At 54.4% G+C, this 22,283-nt stretch carries 20 protein-coding genes; 15 read left to right on the top strand and 5 right to left on the bottom strand.

The annotated features are described in order from the left end of the window. Positions 1 to 165: 165 nt before the first annotated feature. Positions 166 to 1,452: a multidrug efflux MFS transporter gene (locus RCF31_RS08475; protein WP_299457119.1), complete on the top strand. Its 1,287-nt coding sequence runs from the start codon at positions 166 to 168 to the stop codon at positions 1,450 to 1,452. On the opposite strand, the gene RCF31_RS08470 is transcribed toward RCF31_RS08475, so the two are convergent. Beyond that, entirely contained in the window at positions 1,409 to 4,489 is a 3,081-nt protein-coding gene (locus RCF31_RS08470; RefSeq protein WP_416413053.1) for a beta-galactosidase, read from the bottom strand. The two genes, RCF31_RS08475 and RCF31_RS08470, sit on opposite strands and share 44 nt — an antisense overlap. A 616-nt stretch (positions 4,490 to 5,105) precedes the next feature. Between RCF31_RS08470 and iraP the strand changes: the two genes are divergently transcribed. The 3 genes from iraP (at position 5,106) to RCF31_RS08455 (ending at position 7,533) form a co-directional block, all read left to right on the top strand. Beyond that, positions 5,106 to 5,360 carry an anti-adapter protein IraP gene (gene iraP / locus RCF31_RS08465; protein WP_299457115.1) on the top strand — a complete coding sequence of 85 codons (255 nt, stop codon included), beginning with the start codon at positions 5,106 to 5,108 and terminating at the stop codon, positions 5,358 to 5,360. 107 nt (positions 5,361 to 5,467) lie between these two features. After that, on the top strand, positions 5,468 to 5,770 hold the full coding sequence (locus RCF31_RS08460; protein ID WP_299457112.1) for a PsiF family protein: 303 nt from the start codon (positions 5,468 to 5,470) through the stop codon (positions 5,768 to 5,770). Between the two features lie 236 nt (positions 5,771 to 6,006). Continuing rightward, positions 6,007 to 7,533, top strand: a complete 1,527-nt coding sequence (locus RCF31_RS08455) for an FAD-dependent oxidoreductase (protein WP_416413052.1) — start codon at positions 6,007 to 6,009, stop codon at positions 7,531 to 7,533. Positions 7,534 to 7,585: 52 nt separating this feature from the next. Here the strand turns inward: RCF31_RS08455 and proC are convergent, their stop codons facing one another. Then, positions 7,586 to 8,398, bottom strand: coding sequence for a pyrroline-5-carboxylate reductase (gene proC, locus RCF31_RS08450; protein ID WP_084873027.1), 813 nt, complete (start codon positions 8,396 to 8,398; stop codon positions 7,586 to 7,588). Positions 8,399 to 8,543: 145 nt separating this feature from the next. Here proC and RCF31_RS08445 point away from each other — a divergent pair, with 145 nt between their 5' ends. Next, complete coding sequence (locus tag RCF31_RS08445; RefSeq protein ID WP_084873030.1) at positions 8,544 to 8,990, top strand: YaiI/YqxD family protein; 447 nt, start codon at positions 8,544 to 8,546, stop codon at positions 8,988 to 8,990. Here the strand turns inward: RCF31_RS08445 and RCF31_RS08440 are convergent. Beyond that, positions 8,987 to 9,691 carry a DUF2076 domain-containing protein gene (locus RCF31_RS08440; protein ID WP_416413051.1) on the bottom strand — a complete coding sequence of 235 codons (705 nt, stop codon included), beginning with the start codon at positions 9,689 to 9,691 and terminating at the stop codon, positions 8,987 to 8,989. The genes RCF31_RS08445 and RCF31_RS08440 overlap by 4 nt on opposite strands. 284 nt (positions 9,692 to 9,975) lie before the next feature. On the opposite strand from RCF31_RS08440, the gene aroL reads away from it, so the two are divergent. The 8 genes from aroL to RCF31_RS08400 all read left to right on the top strand — a co-directional run bounded on the left by aroL (position 9,976) and on the right by RCF31_RS08400 (position 17,346). Further along, positions 9,976 to 10,500: a shikimate kinase AroL gene (aroL, locus tag RCF31_RS08435; RefSeq protein ID WP_299457101.1), complete on the top strand. Its 525-nt coding sequence runs from the start codon at positions 9,976 to 9,978 to the stop codon at positions 10,498 to 10,500. Positions 10,501 to 10,616: 116 nt separating this feature from the next. Beyond that, entirely contained in the window at positions 10,617 to 10,808 is a 192-nt protein-coding gene (locus RCF31_RS08430) for a YaiA family protein (protein ID WP_084873037.1), read from the top strand. Positions 10,809 to 11,090: 282 nt separating this feature from the next. Next, on the top strand, positions 11,091 to 11,843 hold the full coding sequence (locus RCF31_RS08425; RefSeq protein ID WP_416413050.1) for an IclR family transcriptional regulator: 753 nt from the start codon (positions 11,091 to 11,093) through the stop codon (positions 11,841 to 11,843). Positions 11,844 to 12,003: 160 nt separating this feature from the next. Then, complete coding sequence (locus tag RCF31_RS08420; protein WP_416413049.1) at positions 12,004 to 13,563, top strand: OPT/YSL family transporter; 1,560 nt, start codon at positions 12,004 to 12,006, stop codon at positions 13,561 to 13,563. Between the two features lie 14 nt (positions 13,564 to 13,577). Next, complete coding sequence (locus RCF31_RS08415; protein WP_299457092.1) at positions 13,578 to 14,510, top strand: DUF1177 domain-containing protein; 933 nt, start codon at positions 13,578 to 13,580, stop codon at positions 14,508 to 14,510. 2 nt (positions 14,511 to 14,512) lie between these two features. Further along, positions 14,513 to 15,190 carry an AroM family protein gene (locus RCF31_RS08410; protein ID WP_299457090.1) on the top strand — a complete coding sequence of 226 codons (678 nt, stop codon included), beginning with the start codon at positions 14,513 to 14,515 and terminating at the stop codon, positions 15,188 to 15,190. A gap of 104 nt (positions 15,191 to 15,294) precedes the next feature. Then, positions 15,295 to 15,579 carry a pyrimidine/purine nucleoside phosphorylase gene (ppnP, locus tag RCF31_RS08405; RefSeq protein ID WP_299457088.1) on the top strand — a complete coding sequence of 95 codons (285 nt, stop codon included), beginning with the start codon at positions 15,295 to 15,297 and terminating at the stop codon, positions 15,577 to 15,579. A gap of 273 nt (positions 15,580 to 15,852) precedes the next feature. Continuing rightward, the gene (locus tag RCF31_RS08400) at positions 15,853 to 17,346 is read left to right on the top strand and encodes a hypothetical protein (RefSeq protein WP_416413048.1); all 1,494 of its coding nucleotides are present in this window, start codon (positions 15,853 to 15,855) and stop codon (positions 17,344 to 17,346) included. A 153-nt stretch (positions 17,347 to 17,499) separates the two neighbouring features. Here the strand turns inward: RCF31_RS08400 and mak are convergent, their stop codons facing one another. Then, on the bottom strand, positions 17,500 to 18,411 hold the full coding sequence (gene mak, locus RCF31_RS08395; protein ID WP_416413047.1) for a fructokinase: 912 nt from the start codon (positions 18,409 to 18,411) through the stop codon (positions 17,500 to 17,502). A gap of 145 nt (positions 18,412 to 18,556) precedes the next feature. Here mak and rdgC point away from each other — a divergent pair, with 145 nt between their 5' ends. Beyond that, a complete protein-coding gene (gene rdgC, locus RCF31_RS08390; protein ID WP_299457082.1) occupies positions 18,557 to 19,468 on the top strand; it encodes a recombination-associated protein RdgC in 912 nt (303 codons plus the stop codon). Between the two features lie 52 nt (positions 19,469 to 19,520). Here the strand turns inward: rdgC and eat are convergent, their stop codons facing one another. Next, positions 19,521 to 20,885, bottom strand: coding sequence for an ethanolamine permease (eat, locus tag RCF31_RS08385; protein ID WP_084873057.1), 1,365 nt, complete (start codon positions 20,883 to 20,885; stop codon positions 19,521 to 19,523). 263 nt (positions 20,886 to 21,148) lie between these two features. Here eat and RCF31_RS08380 point away from each other — a divergent pair, with 263 nt between their 5' ends. Further along, on the top strand, positions 21,149 to 22,153 hold the full coding sequence (locus RCF31_RS08380) for a phosphotransferase enzyme family protein (RefSeq protein ID WP_416413046.1): 1,005 nt from the start codon (positions 21,149 to 21,151) through the stop codon (positions 22,151 to 22,153). The last annotated feature ends 130 nt before the right edge of the window (positions 22,154 to 22,283 follow it).

The following is a 22,283-nucleotide window of genomic DNA, read 5'->3' as shown; positions in this document are numbered from 1 at the left end:
ACACATTAACCGGCTGAGAATTGCCGCCTGCGTAATATTTGCTGTGCACAGAAGTAAGCTGTACAGCGGAAAACTGCGTTTTTATCCTGATGCCATGTTTTGCCGTCCAGTAATGTCAGCTGATTGTTAAACTGAACCTTCATTTCATTTTTGATGTGCTTTCTCATGTTACGCTCCGTTGAACCCTGGAAAATCAACCTGATCTCGGTATGGTTTGGTTGTTTTTTTACCGGACTGGCGATCAGCCAGATCATCCCGTTTCTGCCGTTGTATATCGAACATCTTGGGATACGCGGAGATAATGCGCTCAGCCTGTGGTCGGGGCTCACCTTTAGTATCACTTTCGTGGTTTCCGCTGCGGTAGCACCGCTGTGGGGCAGCCTTGCGGACCGTAAAGGGCGCAAGCTGATGCTGTTGCGTGCTTCTTTTGGCATGGGGGTGGTGATCCTGTTGCAGGCCTTTGTCACCCACGCCTGGCAATTGCTGCTGTTGCGCGCCCTGATGGGGCTGACATCCGGCTATATTCCTAACGCGATGGCGCTGGTGGCCGCGCAGGTGCCGCGCGAGCGCAGCGGCTGGGCGCTGAGCAGTGTGGCTACCGGGCAGATTGGCGGCGTGATCCTGGGGCCGATGATTGGCGGCCTGCTGGCTGACTGGCTTGGTCTGCGTCTGGTGTTTATCGTCACCGCCGCGCTGTTGTTGATCAGTTTTCTGGTCACGCTGTTTCTGATTAAAGAAACCGGCTATACCCCGATCAGCAAGCAGGACAAGATGAGCGGACGCGAAGTGTTTCGCAGTCTGGATAATCCGCGTCTGATGGTCTGCCTGTTCGTCACCACCATGGTGATTCAGATGTGCAACGGATCGGTGAACCCGATCCTGACGTTGTTCGTACGTGAACTGGCACCGAACGCGCAAAACATTGCTTTCCTCAGCGGCTTTATCGCGGCGCTGCCGGGCATTTCAGCGCTGATCTCTGCACCACGCCTTGGCAAACTCGGCGACCGCATCGGTACCCAGCGCATTCTGATCGCCACCATGATCACCTCGCTGGTGTTGCTCACCGCCATGTCGTTTGTGACCAGCGCCACCCAGCTTGGCGTACTGCGTTTTCTGCTGGGCTTTGCCGATGGCGCGATGATGCCCGCTGTGCAAACGCTGCTGGTACGTCATTCCCGCGATAATGTTACCGGACGCATCTTCGGTTATAACCAGTCGTTTATGTATCTGGGTAATGTGGCGGGACCACTGCTGGGCGCGGCCGTTTCGGCGGCGACTGGCTATCGCTGGGTATTCTTTGCTACCGCGATGGTGGTGCTGCTTAACGTGCTGTTGCTGCGTCGTTTCTATCGCCGCCCGAAAACCACGCTGACTCAACCGGTGAGTCAGCGTGAATCGGCGGAGAAAACTACTGACGCAGCGTCAGAGCGAAGTGCCAGCGCTGCTGAGTAAGCAGGAACTCCGGGCTAACGCTCGGACTCCAGGAATCATCACCGCCGACGCCCATATGGAAGCCATCGAGATGCAGCCAGCAACCCGCTTCCGGTTGCAGCAGGTGGCGATGTGAGGTGTCACGCAGTTGTTCCAGGCTGTGCGGGCTGAGCGAAAATGCAAAATCACCGCTCACCTGCCAGCTGCCACTATCCAGCTGACGAGTGCCACCCCGCAGGCCATTTTCGCCCGGGAAGACGTAATCGGTGCGCATCGCGTCCAGCGGCAATTGCCAGCGGGAGAACTGCGCCGCCAGCTGGCGATCGGGATAGTTTTCATCGGGTCCCAGCCCCAGCCAGCTAACCTGCTGTGGTGTGTGCGCCAGCTGGCAGCGTAAACCGATACGCGCCGGGGGCGGCAGCCCGGCAGCCTGTTCCACCTCGATGTCGATAGTCAGTTCACCCGTACCGCGAATCTGATAGCGTTTGCGGCTGGTAAAAACCACTTGCCCGGCAAACAGCCACTGATGCCGCGTGTCGATCAATATGCTGTGCTTCAGGCTATCCAGCTCCATGTCCACCAGCTGCGGCTCCAGTTGCTCGTAACCGGCGCGTTTCCAGCGTTCGACCCAGGCATTAGGATCAATATTGGCGGCCTCGCTGGTGCCGATATCGTTATCAATGGGCGCGCGGATAAAACAATCCTGCAACGGAGTCAGCAGCGTCTCTTCATCGTTAACAAACCACTGCACCAGCTCACCGCTGCGGCGGGAGAAATGCCAGCGTTGGTTCGGCAGGCAGACGGCAATCAGATCGTGATTCGATTCGATAACCGGAGCCGGTTCGTGGTTCGCCAGCGTGCGTGCAGGGAGAGCGGCGGGCAGCGGCCACTGCTGCCAGGCAACGCGAGCATCGGCTTCTGACCAGGACGTCGGCTGTACCTGATGAACTGCCAGATTGAGCCAGCAATTGCCCTGTAAATTCTCCACCGGCGGCAGGCTGAATGACTGACTGCCGCGCGGTGCGATCGCCAGTGTCAGTTCACCATGGGCAATCGCTTCCCCTTCCTGCTCAATCGACCAGCGCAGCACCTCGTTGTCACTGTGGCGAAACAGGTAATCACTGCTGACGGTAAAGCACCAGGGATCCCGGGCATCCGGGGTGAACTGGAAAAACTGCTGGGCGCGCTGCGCTTCGAATAACGCCGGGTGCGGAGAACGGTCGGCAAACACCAGCCCGTTCATACAGAACTGACGATCATTAGGTGTGTCACCAAAATCTCCACCGTAGGCCTGCCACGGCTGTCCTTGCTCGTCGTAGCGTGTCAGGCTTTGATCGACCCAATCCCAGACGAAACCGCCCTGCAGACGCGGGTGCTGGCGAAATGCCTGCCAGTATTTGGCAAAGCCGCCAAAGCTGTTGCCCATCGCGTGGGCATATTCACACAGGATCAGCGGGCGCGTTTCGCCAGGCAAACCGATCCATTTTTTCAGCGACCATTTCGGCACCGCCGGGAAGGGTTGATCCTGATCGACGCGTGCATACATCGGACAAATAATATCGGTGGCAGCGGTGTTGGCTCCGCCGCCTTCATATTGCACCGGACGGGTGGGATCGCTGCTTTTCACCCATTGATACAAGGCATCATGCGTGCTGCCGTGGCCGGATTCATTGCCCAGCGACCAGATAATGATGCAGGGATGATTTCGATCACGCTGCACCATGCGCGTAACACGTTCGCTGTAAGCGGCAAACCAACGCGGATCGCTGGAGAGGCGATTCATCGGCTGCATACCGTGAGTTTCGATATTGGCTTCATCCACCACGTATAAACCGTATGCATCGCACAGGCGATACCACAATGGATGATTGGGATAATGGGCGCAGCGCACTGCGTTGAAGTTGTGGCGTTTCATCAGTTCGATGTCGCGTCGCATACTGGCTTCATCCACCACCTGACCGTTTTCCGGATGGTGCTCATGGCGATTGACGCCGCGAATCAGCAGCGGCTGACCATTCAGACACAGCAGACCGTTCTCAATGGCGACGCGTCGGAAACCGACATCATAAGCCTCGGATTCCAGCAGTGCGCCTTGCTCATCCAGCAGCGATACCACCGCGCGATACAGATGGGGGGTTTCGGCACTCCACAGCAGCGGCTGGCTGACAGGCAGCACCAGCAAGGACTGCTCCGGGTAGTGACCGCGCTCGTCAATAATGGCGCTGCCCGGTGCCTGTTCATGTTCGCCAATCAGGGTTGTGCCCTGCCATAGGCTCAGGCGTAACCGACAGCCTGGCAGCGGGCGTATCGGGCTGTGGATCTTCACGTTCACGCGCAAATCGCCGCGCACATATTCCGGGCTGAGTGCGGTCTCGATCTGCACATCCGCCAACTGTGTCGCCGGTTTATGTAACAGGGTGACATCGCGGAAAATACCACTCATGCGCCACATATCCTGGTCTTCAAGGTAGCTGCCGTCGCTCCAGCGTAACACCATCACCGCCAGGCGATTATTGCCGGTGCGCAAGGTGCGGCTCAGGTCAAATTCGGCGGGTAAGCGGCTATCCTGCGAATAACCGATCCACTGACCATTGCACCAGAGAAAGAACGCCGAATTGACGCCATCAAAAATAATGCGCGTCTGGCCCTGTTGCAGCCAGGCATCATCGACACTAAATGTGAGCGAGTAACATCCGGTGGGATTACTGGCTGGCACGAAAGGCGGATTGACAGGGATCGGGTATTGCACATTGGTATAAATCGGTGCGTCGTAGCCTTGCAGCTGCCAGTTTGCCGGGACGGGAATGTTGTCCGCGTCGGCCAGATCCTGCAATAGCCAGCTTTGCGGTACCGCTTCCGGCTGAGTGAAATAGCTGAATGTCCATTGACCATTCAGACTCTGGCGTGAAGGGGAGGGACGATCATCGCGCGCGGCCAGTTCCTCACGCCAGCTGGCAAAGGGCGGATGCGCGTCAAGCCGATTCAGACTGGTGACGACCGGATTTTCCCAGTCGCGTCGTGCCAGAATGTCACTGAGGGAAACAGATAAAGATGTCATGTTGGGATCTCATTAATTGTAATGCGCTCACATTGCGTGAAATTCCCCCAGCTGTAAAGCGCCGTGACGCCTTGCCGGAGCGGATTTTTTATCGCTTTCATTACGTCTTTGTCGGTTTTCTCCTGGCTTAGTGCCAGTAAATTGTTAAGCATGGTGAGCAGAGATGAATAGCGCCAGCTTACGGAGAATTCTGTGTTGTCGGGCGTGACGGCGGCTCATACACTCAGCCCGATTTCTCCATCCTGAGGTAATTATGGTCCGTATTGTTAAACTCGCAGCCGTAGTGGCATTGGTGACCGCGCTGAGCGGTTGTATTTTTCCGCCGCCAAGTGGCGGAGGTGGTTGGGGCGGCGGCGGTCACGGCGGTGGCCCGGGTCGCGGATTTATGGGTCCATAAGTGATTAACATCCTGCGTTAATTACTGTTTGGCGTGCGAAACGTTTCACGAAAGCATTATTTTTCAGAGAAACGTTTCGCCGATTAATAATAAAATGCTGCGCTGAGTTTTCTTTCCTGCCATTTTTAACTGTGTTATCTGGATCCCACAAAAATCCCTGTTGTTTTATTCTGCCCAATGCTAACGTCAGCATTTCCCTCAACTAATTGAGTTGGTCGCATGAAAAATCTGATTGCGGAACTCCTGCTTAAGCTGGCTGAAAAAGAAGAAGAGTCTAAAGAGTTAGTGGTTCAGGTTGAGGCGCTGGAAATTGTGGTCACGGCCTTGTTACGTAAACTCGAACCGGAGCAATTAAAAGACATTACTTCGGGTATTGAGGTTGCAATGTCGCCGGTTGCGCATCAGGAGGCTTCTTCGGACGCGATCCTGCTACGCAATTACGTGGAAAAACTGTTAAACCATCCCCGCATATGATTTCCCGCAACGCCTGTGATCGCCACAGGCGTTTTTCGTTATATTTATTTCTGCTTTGCTTATCTCATGCCAGGCTTATCAGGCAATAACTTTATGGAGAAGGTGCAATGAAATCGTTTCTTATGGCAATGATGGCTGCGGGCCTGCTGATTGCAGGCAGCGCGGGTGCGGCAGAGAAGACCGCACAGCAGGAAAAAATGACCATGTGTAATCAACACGCGTCCTCTCAAAACCTGAAAGGTGACGCGCGTAAAAGCTTTATGAGTTCCTGCCTGAAAAAAGACAGCAAGATGGGCACTATGACGCCACAACAAATGAAGATGAAAACCTGTAACACCGAAGCGGGTGATAAAAAACTCAGCGGTGATGCACGTAAAACCTTCATGAGTTCCTGCCTGAAAAAAAGTTGATCTTCGGATAGCGGCCTGCGGGCCGCTAATTATTTGTACCTGTCACGGTGTTATTAATCTGTTTCTGTCGGCATACTCCCTTAATTACATTTTCTTTCATCTGTAAAACGGCGAATAAACAGGCTGTTATTACCCACGTTGTTTTCCTCTCCCTGCCAAATCATCAGACTTTGCCACACTTACTGTTTGTATGGATTTATTGCTTCACATCTGACTACAGCGTAGGGAGGCACAACGTGAGCTATCAATCTGTCGTTGAACTGAAGGCGCTCAGGCAACATAAACCCACTAAATTCTCTGTGGGTGAGAAGGATATTTTACTGATCCGCGAAGGTGAACGTGTCCATGCCCTTCAGGCGAAATGCCCGCATGCCGGAGCGCCGCTGGAACAGGGGGCGGTCTGTGGCGGCGAGCTGGTATGCCCCTGGCATAAAGCGGTATTTGGCATCGAAGATGGCAGGATGCATGAACCGCTGGCCCTGGCTGACTTGAAAAACTACCCGGTGCGCATCGAACAGGGCAAGGTCTGGGTCGATACCAAACCTATGTCTGCCGCGTCACTGCCTGCTGTTGAACGAGAAACGCCGGTCTGCGTGGTGCTGGGATCAGGTGCCGCAGGGAGTGCGGCCTTGTGGACGTTGCGCCATGAGGGTTTTAAAGGGCATCTGGTGTTAGTCGAACGCGAAGCGCAAGCCCCTTACGATCGCACCGCGTTAAGTAAATTTGTTCCGTCCGGGAAAATGGCAATTGAAGATGTGCCGCGTTTGCTGAAGCAGGATGTGCTGAGCCATGTGGAACGTATTCAGGCCAATGTGGTGGAACTGAATAGCGCGGAACAGCTACTGGTCTTTGCTGATGGCAACAGCTTACATTTTGATCAGCTACTGATCGCCAGTGGTGGCACGCCACAGCCGCTGGCGATTCCGGGACACAATCTTCCCGGCGTGCATCTGCTGCGTTCGCTTAATCAGGCCAGCTCACTGCTGAACGACGTCGATGAAACTCATCAAATCGTGATCATCGGCAATAGCTTTATTGGCATGGAGCTGGCGGGAGCATTGCGCAACCGCGATATTGACGTCACGGTGCTGGCACGTCACCCGCTGCCATTTGCGAAACAGTTCGGCGAGGAAATTGGCCAGCATTTCCGCGATCTGCATACCAGCAATGGCGTGAAAATGATCGTGGGAGAGCCGCAGGCGCTGGTCGGCAATGACAGAGTCGAGGCAGTCGCGCTGAAAAATGGCAAAAGTCTGGCGGCCAGCCTGGTGCTGTTTGCCACCGGTATTAAACCGGTAACCGGCTTTGTTCATGATCTGGCGATGCAGAGCGACGGCAGCCTGACCACCGATAGTCAGCTTCAGGTGGCAAAAAATATCTGGGCGGCAGGTGACATCGCCAGCTATCCCACCCAGCAGGGACCACAGCGGATTGAGCACTATCGGGTGGCGCACCAGCAGGGACGAATTGCCGCGCTGAACATGCTGGGCAAGCGTGAGCTATATGACCGAGTACCGTTTTTCTGGACTGCGCATTACGGCACACGTTACGAGTATCTGGGACATGCTACCGAGTGGGATGAGTTCCACTTGCTGGGTTCGCTGCCGGATAAACGTTTTATCGCTTTTTATGGTCAGCAGGGCAGGCTGGCGGCGGTGTGTTCAGCTGGCATGTACACGCTGACGGCGGCACTGGTGGAACATATGCAGCAGCCAATGACCGTGGCGCAGGGGATCGCGTTGTTTGAGGATTATCAGGGATAGCGAAACCCGTTATCTGCCTGTGTAGCGGCGCAATAAATTGCGCCGCTACGGGTTATGACTTACTCAATGCATCCGATTTTTTCATACATTGCTGCATCGCTTCGATCACCGCCGCCCGGAAGCCTTTTTCCTCCAGCACCTTGACCGCTTCAATGGTGGTGCCGCCGGGGGAGCACACCATATCCTTCAATTCGCCGGGATGTTTACCGGTCTCCAGCACCATCTGCGCGGAGCCTTTCACCGCCTGCGCGGCAAACTGATAGGCCTGGGCTCGCGGCATACCGCCGAGAACCGCTGCATCCGCCATCGCTTCAATAAACATAAACACATAGGCTGGGGCAGAGCCACTCACGCCAACAACCGCGTGAATCAGGTATTCACTCACCACGGCGGCTTTACCGAAACTCTCGAAAATCGCCACCACTTCGTCGGTTTCATGCTGCTCAACCAGCACATTCGGCGTGACTGAGGTCATCCCCTCATTCACCAGCGACGGCGTATTCGGCATCACGCGGATGATTTTACGATCGTGACCCAGCACGGCGGCCAGCGAATCCAGCGTTACGCCAGCGGCGATCGATACCACCAGCGCCTCTTTTTTCAGCTGGCTGGCCAGATCCTTCAGCACCTTGAGAATCACATTCGGTTTCACTGCGCCAAAAAGGATATCGACTTCACGCGCCAGGCTTTCGGCGCTCTCGGCTGCCGTGACGCCATACTGCTGCGCCAGTGCCTGATTGGTGGCGGGTTTGCGGTCAAAAACCCAGATGTTGGCCGGGGCGATTTGTCCACTGTTCACCAGGCCGCTGATGATCGCTTTCGCCATATTACCGGCACCAATAAACCCGATTTTCTTCTCCAGCATCGCTTGATCCTTTAGATGGTTCGATTTTCTGTATCGGCTAGCTTACGTCGCTGGGCAGGGGTTGCAACGTTCCGATCAAATTAAATTTGCCATTCTGGCGCAGAACGGGAAGATCACCTGCATTCACCGAGAGAAAGGATTAACTATGTCGATTTGGGTTGATGCCGATGCCTGTCCCAATGTCATCAAAGAAGTGCTCTACCGCGCCGCCGAGCGCACCCAAACCCAGGTCACCTTTGTGGCTAACCAGCCACTGCGCGTGCCGCCGTCACCCTGGCTGAAAACGTTGCAGGTGGCAGCGGGTTTTGATGTGGCCGATAACGAAATCGTCAAACGCGTACAGCCAGGTGAGCTGGTGATTACCGGTGATATTCCGCTGGCGGCGGAAGTGCTGGAGAAGGGGGCGGCGGCGCTGAATCCGCGTGGTGAACGTTATTCGCCGGACACGATTCGTCAGCGTTTAACCATGCGCGACTTTATGGAAACCATGCGCGCCAGTGGTATTCAAAGTGGCGGCCCGTCGGCGCTAAGCCCACGCGACCGCCAGCAATTTGCTAACGAACTGGATAAGTGGTTACGTCAACGGCGTTAGACAAAATTGTCATCGTCGTCGAAGTCGCTGCCGCCGAAATCGCTGAAATCGTTGTTATCGGCGAAGCTGTTATCCCAGCCGTTGTTATTGTCATTCAGAAACGCATTGTTGCTGTCGTTGACGCCATTAAAGGTATCAAGATTGTCATCAACCTGCGGCAGCGCGGGTTCATTGATGATGTTCACAATCTCTTCCGGCTGCGAATGGTGGAACAGGCTGGTTAGCATGTCCGCCATCACCACACCACCGGCCACACCGACGGCGGTCTGCAACGCACCACCGAGAAAACCGGTACCGCGTGCGGGTGGCGCGCTGGCGTATTGCGGCTGCTGAGGCGGTTGCTGCTGCGTCGGGGCACTGTTCCACACCGGCTGCTGCTGCTGTGGCTGTGCAGCAGGGCGCGATGCACCTCCACCAAACAGGCTGGAAAGGAATCCGCCGCTGCTCTGCTGCGGAGCCTGCTGCTGCGCCTGCGCCTGTGCCAGACGATTTTCCAGCTCACCCACCTGGGCATTGAGCTTTTTCATCGCCGCTTCCTGAATCAGGATGGCCTGCGCCATGTAATAAGGCGCTCCGGGCTGCGACAGCAAATGCTGTTTGATTAACTGCTCGGCGCCGACATCACGCGGGCCGCTCTGGCTCTCAGCCTGTTTCAGACGGCTGAACAGGCTTTCAATTAACTGTTGTTCTTCGCTCTGCATGGTAAACCTCCGTTTGCGAGTTACCCCACTATATGAGGGCGAGATGACAGAAAGTAAATCAATGCGCTGGTAAGCAAATGTTGCCCAGACTTACACTTTTGTCGATGCACAAAAATTGCATGATTTTTTCTATATAAATCATAATCATGTGAGATTGTATGGGCAAGATACGCGTAAATCGTGCTTCGCCGGTGGCTGATGAAATGAAATCCAGGTATCATGCGACGCAATATTGACCTGATGACAATGCCCGTGCGGCAAAACACGGCGGAGGATGAGCCAGGATGTCATTACCCATCTATCTGATCGGCGCACGCGGTTGCGGTAAAACCACTATTGGCCAGGCGCTGTCGCAGGCACTCGGCTACGACTTCCGCGATACCGACCATCACCTGCAAACCACCACCCAGCGCAGTGTCGCCGAAATCGTGACTGCTGAGGGCTGGGACAGCTTCCGTGCACGCGAAACCGAATCACTTCAGGCAGTCACCGCACCCTGCACCATCATTGCCACCGGTGGCGGCATGGTGCTGGCGGAAGTGAACCGTCGCTTCATGCGTGAGCATGGTCAGGTCATTTGGTTAAATGCCCCTTCCAGCGTACTGGCCGATCGTCTGGAGCGGCAGCCCGAAGCGGATCAACGTCCGACACTGACCGGTCGCCCGATTGCGGAAGAAATGGGCGATATTCTGCGCCAGCGTGCACATTTGTACCATCAATCGGCCCATCATGAAGTGAATGCAATGCAATCGCCGGAATTGGTGGTTGAAGAGATCCTCCGCTCGCTGTCACTGGCCCGCGCCAGCTAACCTCCTCAGATTTCTCCCTGTTTAAATTGCGACCATCCCCGCTTGTCTATACTTAAGGACGGGCAGGGGATTGCTGCTGTCCGTTTGGATAACTGACATACCCAGGAGGGAGATGTATGCCATCAAGACCACCTTATCCGCGACATGCTCGCATCGTCGCCGTTGAAAAAGGCACGCCGGGCAACACCGTGACCTGGTACGAATTACGCGCCGATCATCCACGTCCGGATTCGCTAATCAGCGAACATAAAACTGCTGCTGAAGCACAGGATGCTAAACTTCGCTATGAAGATGTGGAAAAAGAGTAATATCGGCTGGCAGGGATGCCGGTTATTAGTTTGTGCCGCTCAGGGTCATTTTCTATTCACGTGAAATAACTACAAAGCTGCCACAAAGTTACCGCCTTTTCTGCATTCAATTTATTCTGCCTGATAAAATCATTTAGTTTTAACCTTATTCCTCATTTTATGCTGCCTTAATTCCTCCCCTGATTTGACCGGTACAAAATTTGCGCTTGACCGCAAAAACCTGACGTTTTACTTTCGGGGTATTGATTCAGGAACTTAGTTCCAAATAGTGAAACTATCTGCATGACCACACTCGAAAATGCCGCCGCAGTACTTAAATTATTTCAGCGCTTTGGCGTGACGCAGGGGCATCCTGGTCTCACCTTTACCGAAGTGGTTGAGGCGCTGGATCTACCGAAAAGTACCGTTTCCCGTTTACTGGCGACAATGGAAAGCCAGGGATTACTGGAGCGCGATCCCGATAGTCGTTGTTTCCATATTGGCCGCGTGTTGTTGTCGGTGGCGGGACATTATCTTTCAACCCCGCTGGTGGATAGCGCCTCTGCTGCCATGGCGCGCCTGGCGGCCAGCACCGGCTGCATGGGCTATATCTCGGTGCTGGACGGCAACGATATCATCGTGATGCGTATGTACCACGGCCGCCTGTTTACCCAGTTGATCACCCCGCCAGGTACCCGTATGCCTGCGGCGGGCACCTCCACCGGGCGAGTGCTGCTGGCACAAAGCAGCGATGAAGTGGTGCGCGAGCGTTTTGCCCATGAGTGGCATGCCGCTTCACAGAACTCACCGCTCGATCCTGATGCGCTGTGCGCTGAACTGGCGACTATTCGTCAGCAAGGCTGGGCGCTGGCGCGTAATGAAACGCTGCCAGGCATCAGCTCGATGGCGGTTGCCGTCACCAACAAGCACCGCGGTGAAAGTGTCGCACTCTGCCTGTCATTTCTTTCACAAGAAGCCGCGCCCGGCTATCCGGAAGCGCTGCTCAATGAATTACGCGCCACTGCGGCCCTGATGGCCGAAAAATATGGCGCATGATTTAACGGCGTAATACTTCGCGCCACACCAGGGAAATAACAGGCCTCCGGGCCTGCTTATTTCAACCATCAGGGAACGATATTTAACTAAAACGCCGCTGTCCCGCGTGACGGGCGGTGCGTAATAACGTTTTCGCCAGGGTGAAAATACGGGGAATACCATGCGTCACCATAATCCAATAAAAAGTGTCGGAGTCGGTTTAATGCTGGTGTTGTTGTCCATTGCGGGCGCGATCATTGGCGTACAATTAATTACTACCATCGGGGTCACCCCTAATACTTCAATTATCGGCGCGCTGTTTGCCATGCTGCTGGCGCGTATTCCGTTGCAATGGTTTCGTCGCTACCGTTCGGTGGAAGTGCAGAACCTGGCGCAAACTGCCATCTCATCTGCCACTTTCGGTGCCGCCAACAGCCTGCTAATGCCGATTGCGGTGCCCTGGGCGCTGGGCGAGCCACAGCTGGTGCTACCGTTGTTTGTCGGGGTCAGTGCAGCGATGCTGCTGGATGCTTATCTGCTGTATCGCCTGTTCGATACCCGCGTATTTCCGGCCAGCAATGCGTGGCCGCCAGGCGTTGCCGCAGCGGAAGCGATCAAAGCCGGAGACAAAGGTGGCCGCCAGGCGTGGCTGCTGGTGGTGGGGATTGTCGGCGGGATTGTGGGTTCGATGCTGAAGATTCCGATGTCGGCATTTGGCACGGCGTTTATCGGCAATATTTGGGCGCTGACCATGCTTGGCATGGGTTTCCTGTTACGCGCTTATTCCCAGCCGGTGGCGGGCATTGATATTAACGCGTTGTATATTCCGCACGGGGTGATGGTCGGTGCCGGTGTGGTGGCCCTGATTCAGGTGGTACAGGTGATTCGCAGCCGCCGTCATGATGCGCTCAGCGTCAGTCGCAGCGATAGCGAAGTGAAACGCTCGCTCGGTTTCGGCACCGTCGGTTATATCGTCATTTCCGCACTGCTGGCGCTGGCAGGCGGATTGTGGAGCCAGATGGGCTTGCCGATGCTGGTGCTGTTTATTGTTTACGCTGCTTTTGCTGCTTTTGTTCATGAGTTGATCGTCGGTATCGCTGCGATGCACTCCGGCTGGTTTCCGGCTTTTGCGGTGGCGCTGATTACCCTGATCCTCGGTATTTTACTCGGCTTTCCGCCGCTGGCGCTGTGTCTGCTGTGTGGCTTTACCGCCGCAACCGGCCCGGCATTTGCGGACATGGGTTATGACCTGAAAGCTGGTTTTATCCTGCGCGGTAACGGTGCGGATGTGCAGCAGGAGTTGTGGGGCCGACGCATTCAGCTGATTGCGGCGATGATCGCCTTTGTGATCGCCATTCCGGTGGTGTGGTATGCCCATACCCTGTTCTTTGCGGAAAACCTGCTGCCGCCGGTAGCCCGGGTTTATGCCAAAACCATTCAGGCCGGTGCGGAGCCGGGTATCGCGGGTAACCTGCTGCTTTGGGCCATTCCCGGTGCGATTATTCAGCTGATTGGTGGACCAAAGCGTCAGCTTGGTGTGCTGCTGGCCACCGGCCTGCTCATCAACAATGCCGCCGCCGGTTGGGCGGTGCTGGTGGGGATAGCATTACGCATTCTGATCCTGCGCGTGTGGGGCGAGCGCGGTCGTTCACCGATGGAGGTGATGGCGGCGGGTTTTATCGCCGGTGATGCGCTCTACAGCTTCTTCCACTCACTTTTTGCCAGTAGCAGTAAGAAATAACCAGGGAATCCAATATGAGTTTACAGCAGACATTGCAGGTTTTTGAGTTACTCGATAGCGCCTTTGTGGATGGTCAGCAGGTGGTTGATCTGTTTGCCGCGTATCCCGGCGTCAGCGCCAGCACCAAGCGCGTGAGTGGCCCGAAAGGGCGTACCGACTTTGTGCGCATCGATATCCCTGGCGCCAAAGGTAAAAGCCAGGGGGGCAGTGCGCCGACCCTCGGTATTATTGGGCGTCTCGGCGGGATTGGTGCTCGTCCGACACGTATCGGCATGGTGTCGGATGCTGATGGTGCCGTGGCGGCCATCAGCAGCGCGCTGAAACTGGCGCAGATGCAAACCCGGGGCGATGTGCTGGCCGGTGACGTGATCATTACCACCCATATCTGTCCGGATGCACCGACACGCCCGCACGAGCCGGTGGATTTTATGGATTCACCGATTGATGACGTCACCATGAATGACAACGAAGTGGTGGCCGGAGTGGACGCTATCCTCTCCATCGATACCACCAAAGGTAATCGTATCCTGAATCACAAAGGTTATGCCCTGTCACCGACGGTGAAAGAAGGCTACATTCTGCGCGTATCGGAAGATTTGCTGCGCATTATGGAGATGACCAGTGGCCGCCCGGCAGTGACTTTCCCGATCACCACCCAGGATATCACGCCGTATGGGAACGGGGTTTATCACCTCAACAGCATTCTGCAACCCTCAACCGCCACCGATGTGCCGGTGGTCGGTGTGGCCATTTGCGCTGAGTCGGTGGTGCCCGGCTGTGGGACGGGTGCCAGCCACGAAGTGGATATCGCCAGCACGGTGAAATTTGCCGTGGAAGTGGCTAAAGAGTTTGGTCGCGAGACTTGTCAGTTCTACGACGCGCAGGAGTACGCTCTGCTGCTATCTTTGTATGGTAGCCTCAGTCATTTGCGTTCCCGGAAATCCTAAGTATGAAAACATCTCTGGTTACCCTGACCATTGGTCAGTCACCGCGCAGCGATATTCTGCCGTTGTTGCAGGCGTATCTGCCCGCAGAGCAGGTGGCGCACGCCGGTTTACTCGACGGCCTCTCTCTGGCGGAAGTGGAGCAGCACTACACACCAGCGGCTGGTGAGAAAGTGCTGGTTTCGCGGATGCAGGATGGACAGCAGGTACGCCTGGCGGCACGTCTGGTGGAGCAGGGATTGCAGCAGAAAATCTACGCACTGGAGGAGCAGGGTTACAACACTATCCTGCTGCTGTGCACCGGAGAATTTGGTGCACTGAAAACGCATAAAGCGTTGTTGCTGGAGCCTGATCGCATCATTCCGCCGCTGGTGGGGGCGATTGTGCACGGCCACAAAGTAGGGATTGTGGTGCCGGTGGAGGAACAGATTGCTGAGCAGGCCAGCAAATGGCGTAACCTCGGTACTCCTCCTTGCTTCGCCGTCGCCAGTCCTTATCTGGCGCAGCAGGCGGATCTGATTGAAGCCGGCCTGTCGCTGCAGGAGCAGGGAGCCGATGTGGTGGTACTGGATTGCATCGGCTATCACCAGAAACATCGTGATTTTCTGCAGAAAATGCTGGGGATCCCGGTTCTGCTGTCTAATGTACTGGTAGCCAAACTGGCAGCGGAATTAATCGTTTAATCCACAGGGATCACAACTTGCGATCCCACCTGTCATTTCGCGTGACAGATCAGCGAGTTCCCTTGTAATCTGCCAGTCAACCTAATGTGCTGTGAGGAAGTGACATGCTCAACGTGAGTGAGTATTTTGACGGAAAAGTGAAGTCCATTGGTTTCGAGAGTGTCACCATTGGACGCGCAAGCGTGGGCGTGATGGCGGAAGGTGAATATACCTTCGGTACAGGGCAGCCGGAAGAGATGACGGTGGTCAGCGGTGCACTGAAAGTGCTGCTGCCGGGTGAAACTGAGTGGAAATGGTTTGAAGCTGGTAGCGTGTTCAACGTACCGGGCCAAAGCGAGTTCCATCTTCAGGTCGCTGAGCCAACCTCTTATCTGTGCCGCTATCTGTAAGCAGTTGCCCCAGGCCGCAGATTGCGGCCTTTTTTGTCAGATTTACATCACAAAATTTGTAAATTTAATTTTTTATCCTATCTTCATTTAGAAATAATCACTTCTTTTTTATTCGACGTTTTTCAAACAGATAAATTAAAGTTAATTAGTCGAATAAGTAATTAATAAGTCGTTATGTTAATTTTTCTGGGGATTATGCTGGTTGCATATTGATTTCATCTGTATTAAAAATGAATCCGTTCGCTGAATAATGATTCTAAAAAGGAGGTTAACATGTCGATTGGTCGAATATACTCTGCACCGATTTTACCGGAGCCTGTTATTCGTTCTGATAAAGATTATTCTGAGTTGTCACCGTCACCGTTTGGTTTTATTCCCCGTATTTTTTATTCAGCATGTGAAGAACGACCGGTTTCATTTAAGTATCAGGTTAATTCGCATGTCAGTCTGAATGAATTACCTGCGGCAAATAAACGGTGGTTTGGGGAGGCGGTGCCGCCACTTTCTGAACCTGTTGTCAAACCTGCACCGGTTAAACTCACAAGAGGTTTTGTTTCACCTTTTAGCGGAAAGTTAAATATTCTCAATCTCAGATTGAATAAATTTGGTAGCTATTCACCAGTGGACGTTGCAGCTAAATCCGTGCAGAAGAATTTTGTGCCAGAACCAAAAGAAGTGATCCAGGGCGCGGGATGTGTTTCTGGGTTAGGGCAGTTTGTTCGTACGATTAGTAAATCAAATAAGTATCCCGATGATAAAACGCTGGAAGCAATAATGGCTTCACTGGAGACAGGAAGCAACCCTTCCGGGAATTACCGGAGCTGGCCATTTGATTCTGAATGCAGAACAGTGTCAGAGCCTGTTTCTGAGCATCAGACGCCACCGACGCCTGAGCCAGAGCGTCAAACGTTGCCGGAGCCTGTTTCTGAGCATCAGACGCCACCGACGCCTGAGCCAGAGCGTCAAACGTTGCCGGAGCCTGTTTCTGAGCATCAGACGCCACCGACGCCTGAGCCAGAGTATCAAACGTTTCCAAAGGATATCGAAGAGACCTCTTCGTTGTCCGGTAGTGACTCCGGGTGCGACATTCTTTCTGACAGTGAAGACCCATCCAGGCCACCAATCCCACTTGAGCCGGTTGTTATTATAAAAACGGCAATGGACAGAAAAACAGAGAATTTGCAGGTTAAAGTGGATAATTTTTATAACCAATTTGATGAAAGCCGCACCAGGGAAAATGACAGACGAAGGCCTAATCCTTCTGGTTTTACGCTAAGAGCGAAGATGAGCAATCATTATCTTTGTCAAAATGCTAAACCACCCGCTATCGTCAGAACCATTCTTAAAAATGAAGTCCCGACCAGCAAGTATGAGGGTTTTGTCATTCCTTTTACTCATTCTGACCACTTGAGAATGGAGAATGACAGGAATAGAAAATTATCGGTCCGGGATTCTGATGATCAATTCTTAGAGGAGCTGAAAAAAGAAATAAATGATTGTGCTCGTATATTTGAAGAGAGCCAAGCGTATCATTATTCACGTTATACGAAAATCAGAGAGAAAATAGATGGTCTTAATGGTGTGCTGGAAGCTATCGATGAAGACAGTGTTTTATATCTCCCTCCTAAGGTAGAGTTAAAAGACTATTACTATAGTCTACGTGATGAAATTATGCTGGCTATTGCAAGCGAGAAAAAGACCATCCTTGTTGATAATGCAGGCAGGAAAATAAATCCACTGTATGTGGAGGACGAACCTGACTATTAGAGGCATCAACGTTTTTACTGAACTGAACGGACTCGTAGCGGCGCGATTTATCGCGCTGCTACGTGCGTGATATCGGAAATAAATGTGCGATTTCCCGCGCGAGGCGTCAAAAAAACGCGCGATAAATCGCGCCGCGACATCACAGCTCCGCCTTTATTCTTTCACGGGCCATAACCAGGCGGCACCCCGTACACCGCTGGAATCGCCATGCACCGCTTTGAGTACCGGTGTTTCGCACTCACGACCAAAGACCCACTGTTTCATCAGTGTCGGTACGGTCTGATACAACCGATCGTTATTACTCATGCCACCCCCCAGTACAATGACATCCGGGTCGAGCAAGTTCACCACCTGAGCCAGCGATTTTGCCAGACGCATTTCGTAACGGTGCATCGCCAGCTCGGCTATCGGGTCATGCTGTTCTATCAGCTTAATGATCTCTGCCCCTTTCAGCGCCTGTCCGCTCAGACGCTGATAATCGATGGCAAACCCCGTGCCGGAGACAAAGGTCTCGATGCAGCCCTGCAAACCGCAATAGCACGGCACCTCCGCGCGATAACGCAGCTCATCTTCATCCATCCACGGCAGCGGATTATGGCCCCATTCACCGGCATTGCCGTTGCCGCCGATACGCGACTCACCGTTTATCGCCACCCCTGCGCCCGAGCCGGTGCCGATAATTACCGCAAACACCAGCGGTTGTCCCGTACCGGCACCATCCACCGCTTCGGATACCGCCAGACAATTCGCGTCGTTAGCAATACGCACGTCACGATTCAGCGCCTGTGCCAGATCCTTATCCAGCGGTTGCCCATTCAGCCAGGTGGAGTTGGCGTTTTTCACCCGCTGGGTATAGGGCGAAATGGTGCCCGGAATGCCCAGTCCGACCGTACCCTGCTGCCCGGTTTTCTCTTCCGCCAGCTGCACCAGATCGACAATCGCCTGAACCGTCGCACCATAGTCATCACGCGGGGTATTCACGCGGTGCCGAAACAGCTCCTGACCCTGGTCTGACAGCGCAATCACTTCAATTTTGGTGCCACCTAAATCGATACCAATACGCACGTTTTATTCCTCATTATTCGTTCTGGTGAGAGATACAGTAGAAGGCCGTTTGGGTAAAGGCAATGAAACCCATCCGATGTTTCGCTATCATGCGCGCTGACTCGTAGACTTGTGCGTCCGATCGCACCCCCGGTAAGGAATCCCGATGTTGTGGTTTAAAAATATGATGGTTTATCGTCTGAATCGTGACATCCCGCTGTCCGCAGACGATCTGGAAAAACAGCTCGACGCCTTCACCTTTTCACCCTGTGGTAGCCAGGATATGGCCAAAACCGGTTGGGTCTCCCCAATGGGTAACCGCAGCGAGGCGCTGACGCACGTGATTAATGGTCAGATTGTGATCTGTGCACGTACTGAGCAAAAAATCCTGCCTTCTCCCGTGGTGAAGCAGGCACTGGAAGCCAAAATTGACAAGCTTGAGGCGGAACAGAGCCGCAAGCTGAAAAAGACCGAAAAAGACTCGCTGAAAGATGAAGTGCTGCATAGCTTGCTGCCGCGTGCCTTTAGCCGCTTCAGCCAGACCTTTATGTGGATCGACACTGTCAACAACCTGATTATCGTTGACTGCGCCAGCGCAAAGAAAGCTGAAGACACGCTGGCTCTGCTGCGTAAAAGCCTGGGTTCGCTGCCGGTGGTACCGCTGACGCTGGAAAAACCGATTGAAATGACGCTGACCGAATGGGTACGTTCTGGTGAACTGCCTGCCGGTTTTGCCCTGATGGATGAAGCGGAGTTGAAAGCGTTGCTGGAAGACGGTGGCGTCATCCGCTGTAAAAAGCAGGATTTGGTGTCAGACGAAATTGCGACCCATATCGAAGCCGGGAAAGTGGTAACCAAACTGGCACTCGACTGGCAGGAACGTATTCAATTGGTTATCGCCGATGACGCATCGGTAAAACGTTTGAAATTCAGCGATACGCTGCGTGAGCAGAATGACGATATCGATCGTGACGATTTTGCCCAGCGTTTCGATGCAGACTTTATCCTGATGACCAGCGAACTGGCTGCGCTGATCAGTAACCTGGTCGAAGCGTTAGGCGGCGAAGCCCAGCGTTAAGGATTCCCCAGGTGCGCATTCAAGCGCACCTGGGATTGAGTCATGTTATCGGTTATTCGCCCACCAGCATTGAATCCTGCGGTGCGTTGTCGCGCTGCGCTTTCGTGGCAAGGAAGTAGACATAGCCCACCGCCATAATCGCCACAAACAGGCCGCCAATCACCGGGTTAAACCACAGCATCGCCACCAGACACACCAGCGACAGCACCAGCGCGATACCCGGCACAATCGGATAGCCCGGTGCGCGGAAGCTGCGTTCCAAATCCGGTGCGGTGCGACGAAGTTTAAACAAGCTCAGCATGCTCATCAGGTACATCACAATCGCGCCAAACACCGCCATGGTGATCATGGCCGCCGTCAGACTCATACCTTGCAGGTTAATCCAGCCGTCACTGTAAATCGCCGCAATCCCAATCAGGCCACCGGCAATAATGGCACGATGCGGCGTCTGAAAGCGTGACAGTTTCGCCAGGCTTTGCGGCAGATAACCGGCACGCGCCAGCGCAAAGAATTGACGTGAATAACCCAGAATGATGCCGTGGAAGCTGGCAACCAGGCCAAACAGGCCGATCCACACCAGCATATGCATCCAGTTAGAGTTTTCGCCGACGATCATCTTCATCGCCTGTGGCAGCGGGTCATTGATGTCCGACAGTTTGCGCCAGTCACCGGCACCGCCCGCCAGCAGCATCACGCCAATCGCTAAAACCACCAGGGTCAGAATGCCGGTGATATAGGCTTTGGGGATGGTACGCTTCGGATCTTTCGCTTCTTCTGCTGCCATCGCGGCTCCTTCAATGGCAAGGAAGAACCAGATAGCAAAGGGTATGGCGGCAAAAATGCCAGACACCGCAGGCATACCAAAATGTTCGCTGCCCGCCCAGCCGTTGGCGGCGAAATTGGCAATGCTGAAGCCGGGTGAGACCACGCCCATAAACACCAGCAGTTCCAGCACCGCCAGCACCGTAACCACCAGCTCAAACATCGCCGCCAGTTTCACGCCGAGAATATTCAGCGTCATAAACACCACATAAGCCCCGACCGCAGCGGTTTTGGGGTTGAGTTCCGGGTATTGCACATTGAGATAGGCACCAATCGCCATGGCGATGGCCGGGGGCGCGAATACGAACTCGATCAGGGTTGCCAGACCGGCAATCAGGCCACCGGTTTCACCAAAGGCGCGGCGGCTATAGGCAAACGGACCACCGGCATGCGGGATAGCGGTAGTCAGTTCGGTGAAGCTGAAAATAAAACAGGTGTACATGGTGGCGATCAGCGCCGTCGTAATGAGAAATCCCAGCGTCCCTGCTACGCCCCAGCCGTAACTCCAGCCGAAATACTCCCCGGAAATGACCAGGCCAACCGCGATACCCCAAAGATGCAGGGTTCCCAGGGTGGGTTTGAGCTTGCTCGTCATAATCTTATCCCCGTCGTTTTTGTTGAGTGCGGTAACTTCACCGCGCCGGTTTATCGTTTGCGCTACAGTGAAGGGGATAATGCCGCTGCCTCTTACGGGAAAACTTGACGCAGGCGCAGTGAGTTTTGTCCTCCACGGTCAACTCTGACGCAAGAAAAGTGCCAGATGCACGCTGCGGTCAACTTTGGGTCATCTGCGGTCAAGCAGTCAGGACGACGTCATCCCATGCTGATAACACTGTTGTCATCCCTGGAGCCTGATGAATGAGTGCCAAACAATCCGACACCCTGACAAATGCTGAAATCACCGTGCTGGCGCAACAGGCGCTGGCGTGCTATCCCGCCGCGCTACAGGGCGAGCTGAAGCTGCTGTGCCGTTCTGAAAATGCCACCTTCCTGGTGCAGGCAGGCGGCAAACGTTATGCGTTGCGTCTGCATCGCCCGGACTACCACAGCAAAGCGGATATCCAGAGCGAGTTGCTATGGCTGGATGCGCTGCGCGACACCGGTATCATGGTGCCGGAAGCGATTCCGGCCAGCGATGGTGAAACTGTGCTATCGCTGCGCCTGCCGGATGGAGAAGTACGTCATGCGGTGCTGTTTCACTGGATCGAGGGCGATATGCCGACCACCGATGTCGATCCCAAAGCCTTCCAGCAGCTCGGTCACATCACCGCGCGGTTGCATCAGCACAGCAAGCGCTGGCAGAAACCGCAGGGCTTCCAGCGCATCATCTGGGATCATCATACGATGGTGAGCGATCACAGCCACTGGGGACGCTGGCAGGACGCGCCCAACCTGAATCCGGCCGATCATCCTGTTGTGCAACAGGCGATCGCCCGCGTGGGGCAGGAGTTGCAGGATTTTGGCAAAGGCGAGGATCGTTATGGTCTGATCCATGCCGATCTGCGTCTTACCAATCTGCTGTTGCATAAAGGGGAAACCCGGGTGATCGATTTTGATGACTGCGGCCTCGGCTGGTATCTGCACGATCTGGCGGCGGCGATCAGTTTTGTCGAGCATCATCCGCGTGCTGAAGATTGGGTGGACAACTGGATCCGCGGCTATGAGCAGGTGGGGCATATCAGCGATGCGGAAATGGCGCTGGTACCCACCTTACTGATCCAGCGTCGTATTCAGCTTACTGCGTGGATGGGTTCCCATGCCGAAACCGAAATGGCGCTGAGCCTCGGGCCGCGCTGGGCCGATCATTCAGTACGTCTGTGTCGTCGCTATCTGGAGAACAGCCAGCTGCCTGTCGGGGCCTGATGCACCATCAGCGGGCGTGGCTGCGCCGTTACGGTGCTCGCCGCGTCCGCTATCCACCCTAATCGCCACTTTTTCTGCGTTGCCCGCCTGGTACGAAAATTGCTGGATACGGTAATTCGATTCACTCTTG

Source organism: Pantoea sp. App145 (genome assembly GCF_047947045.1).
In the GTDB taxonomy this organism is placed as follows: Bacteria; Pseudomonadota; Gammaproteobacteria; order Enterobacterales; family Enterobacteriaceae; genus Pantoea.
The sequence above is the reverse complement of the archived record's forward strand: the minus strand, read 5'-3'. Positions and strand labels throughout refer to the sequence as shown.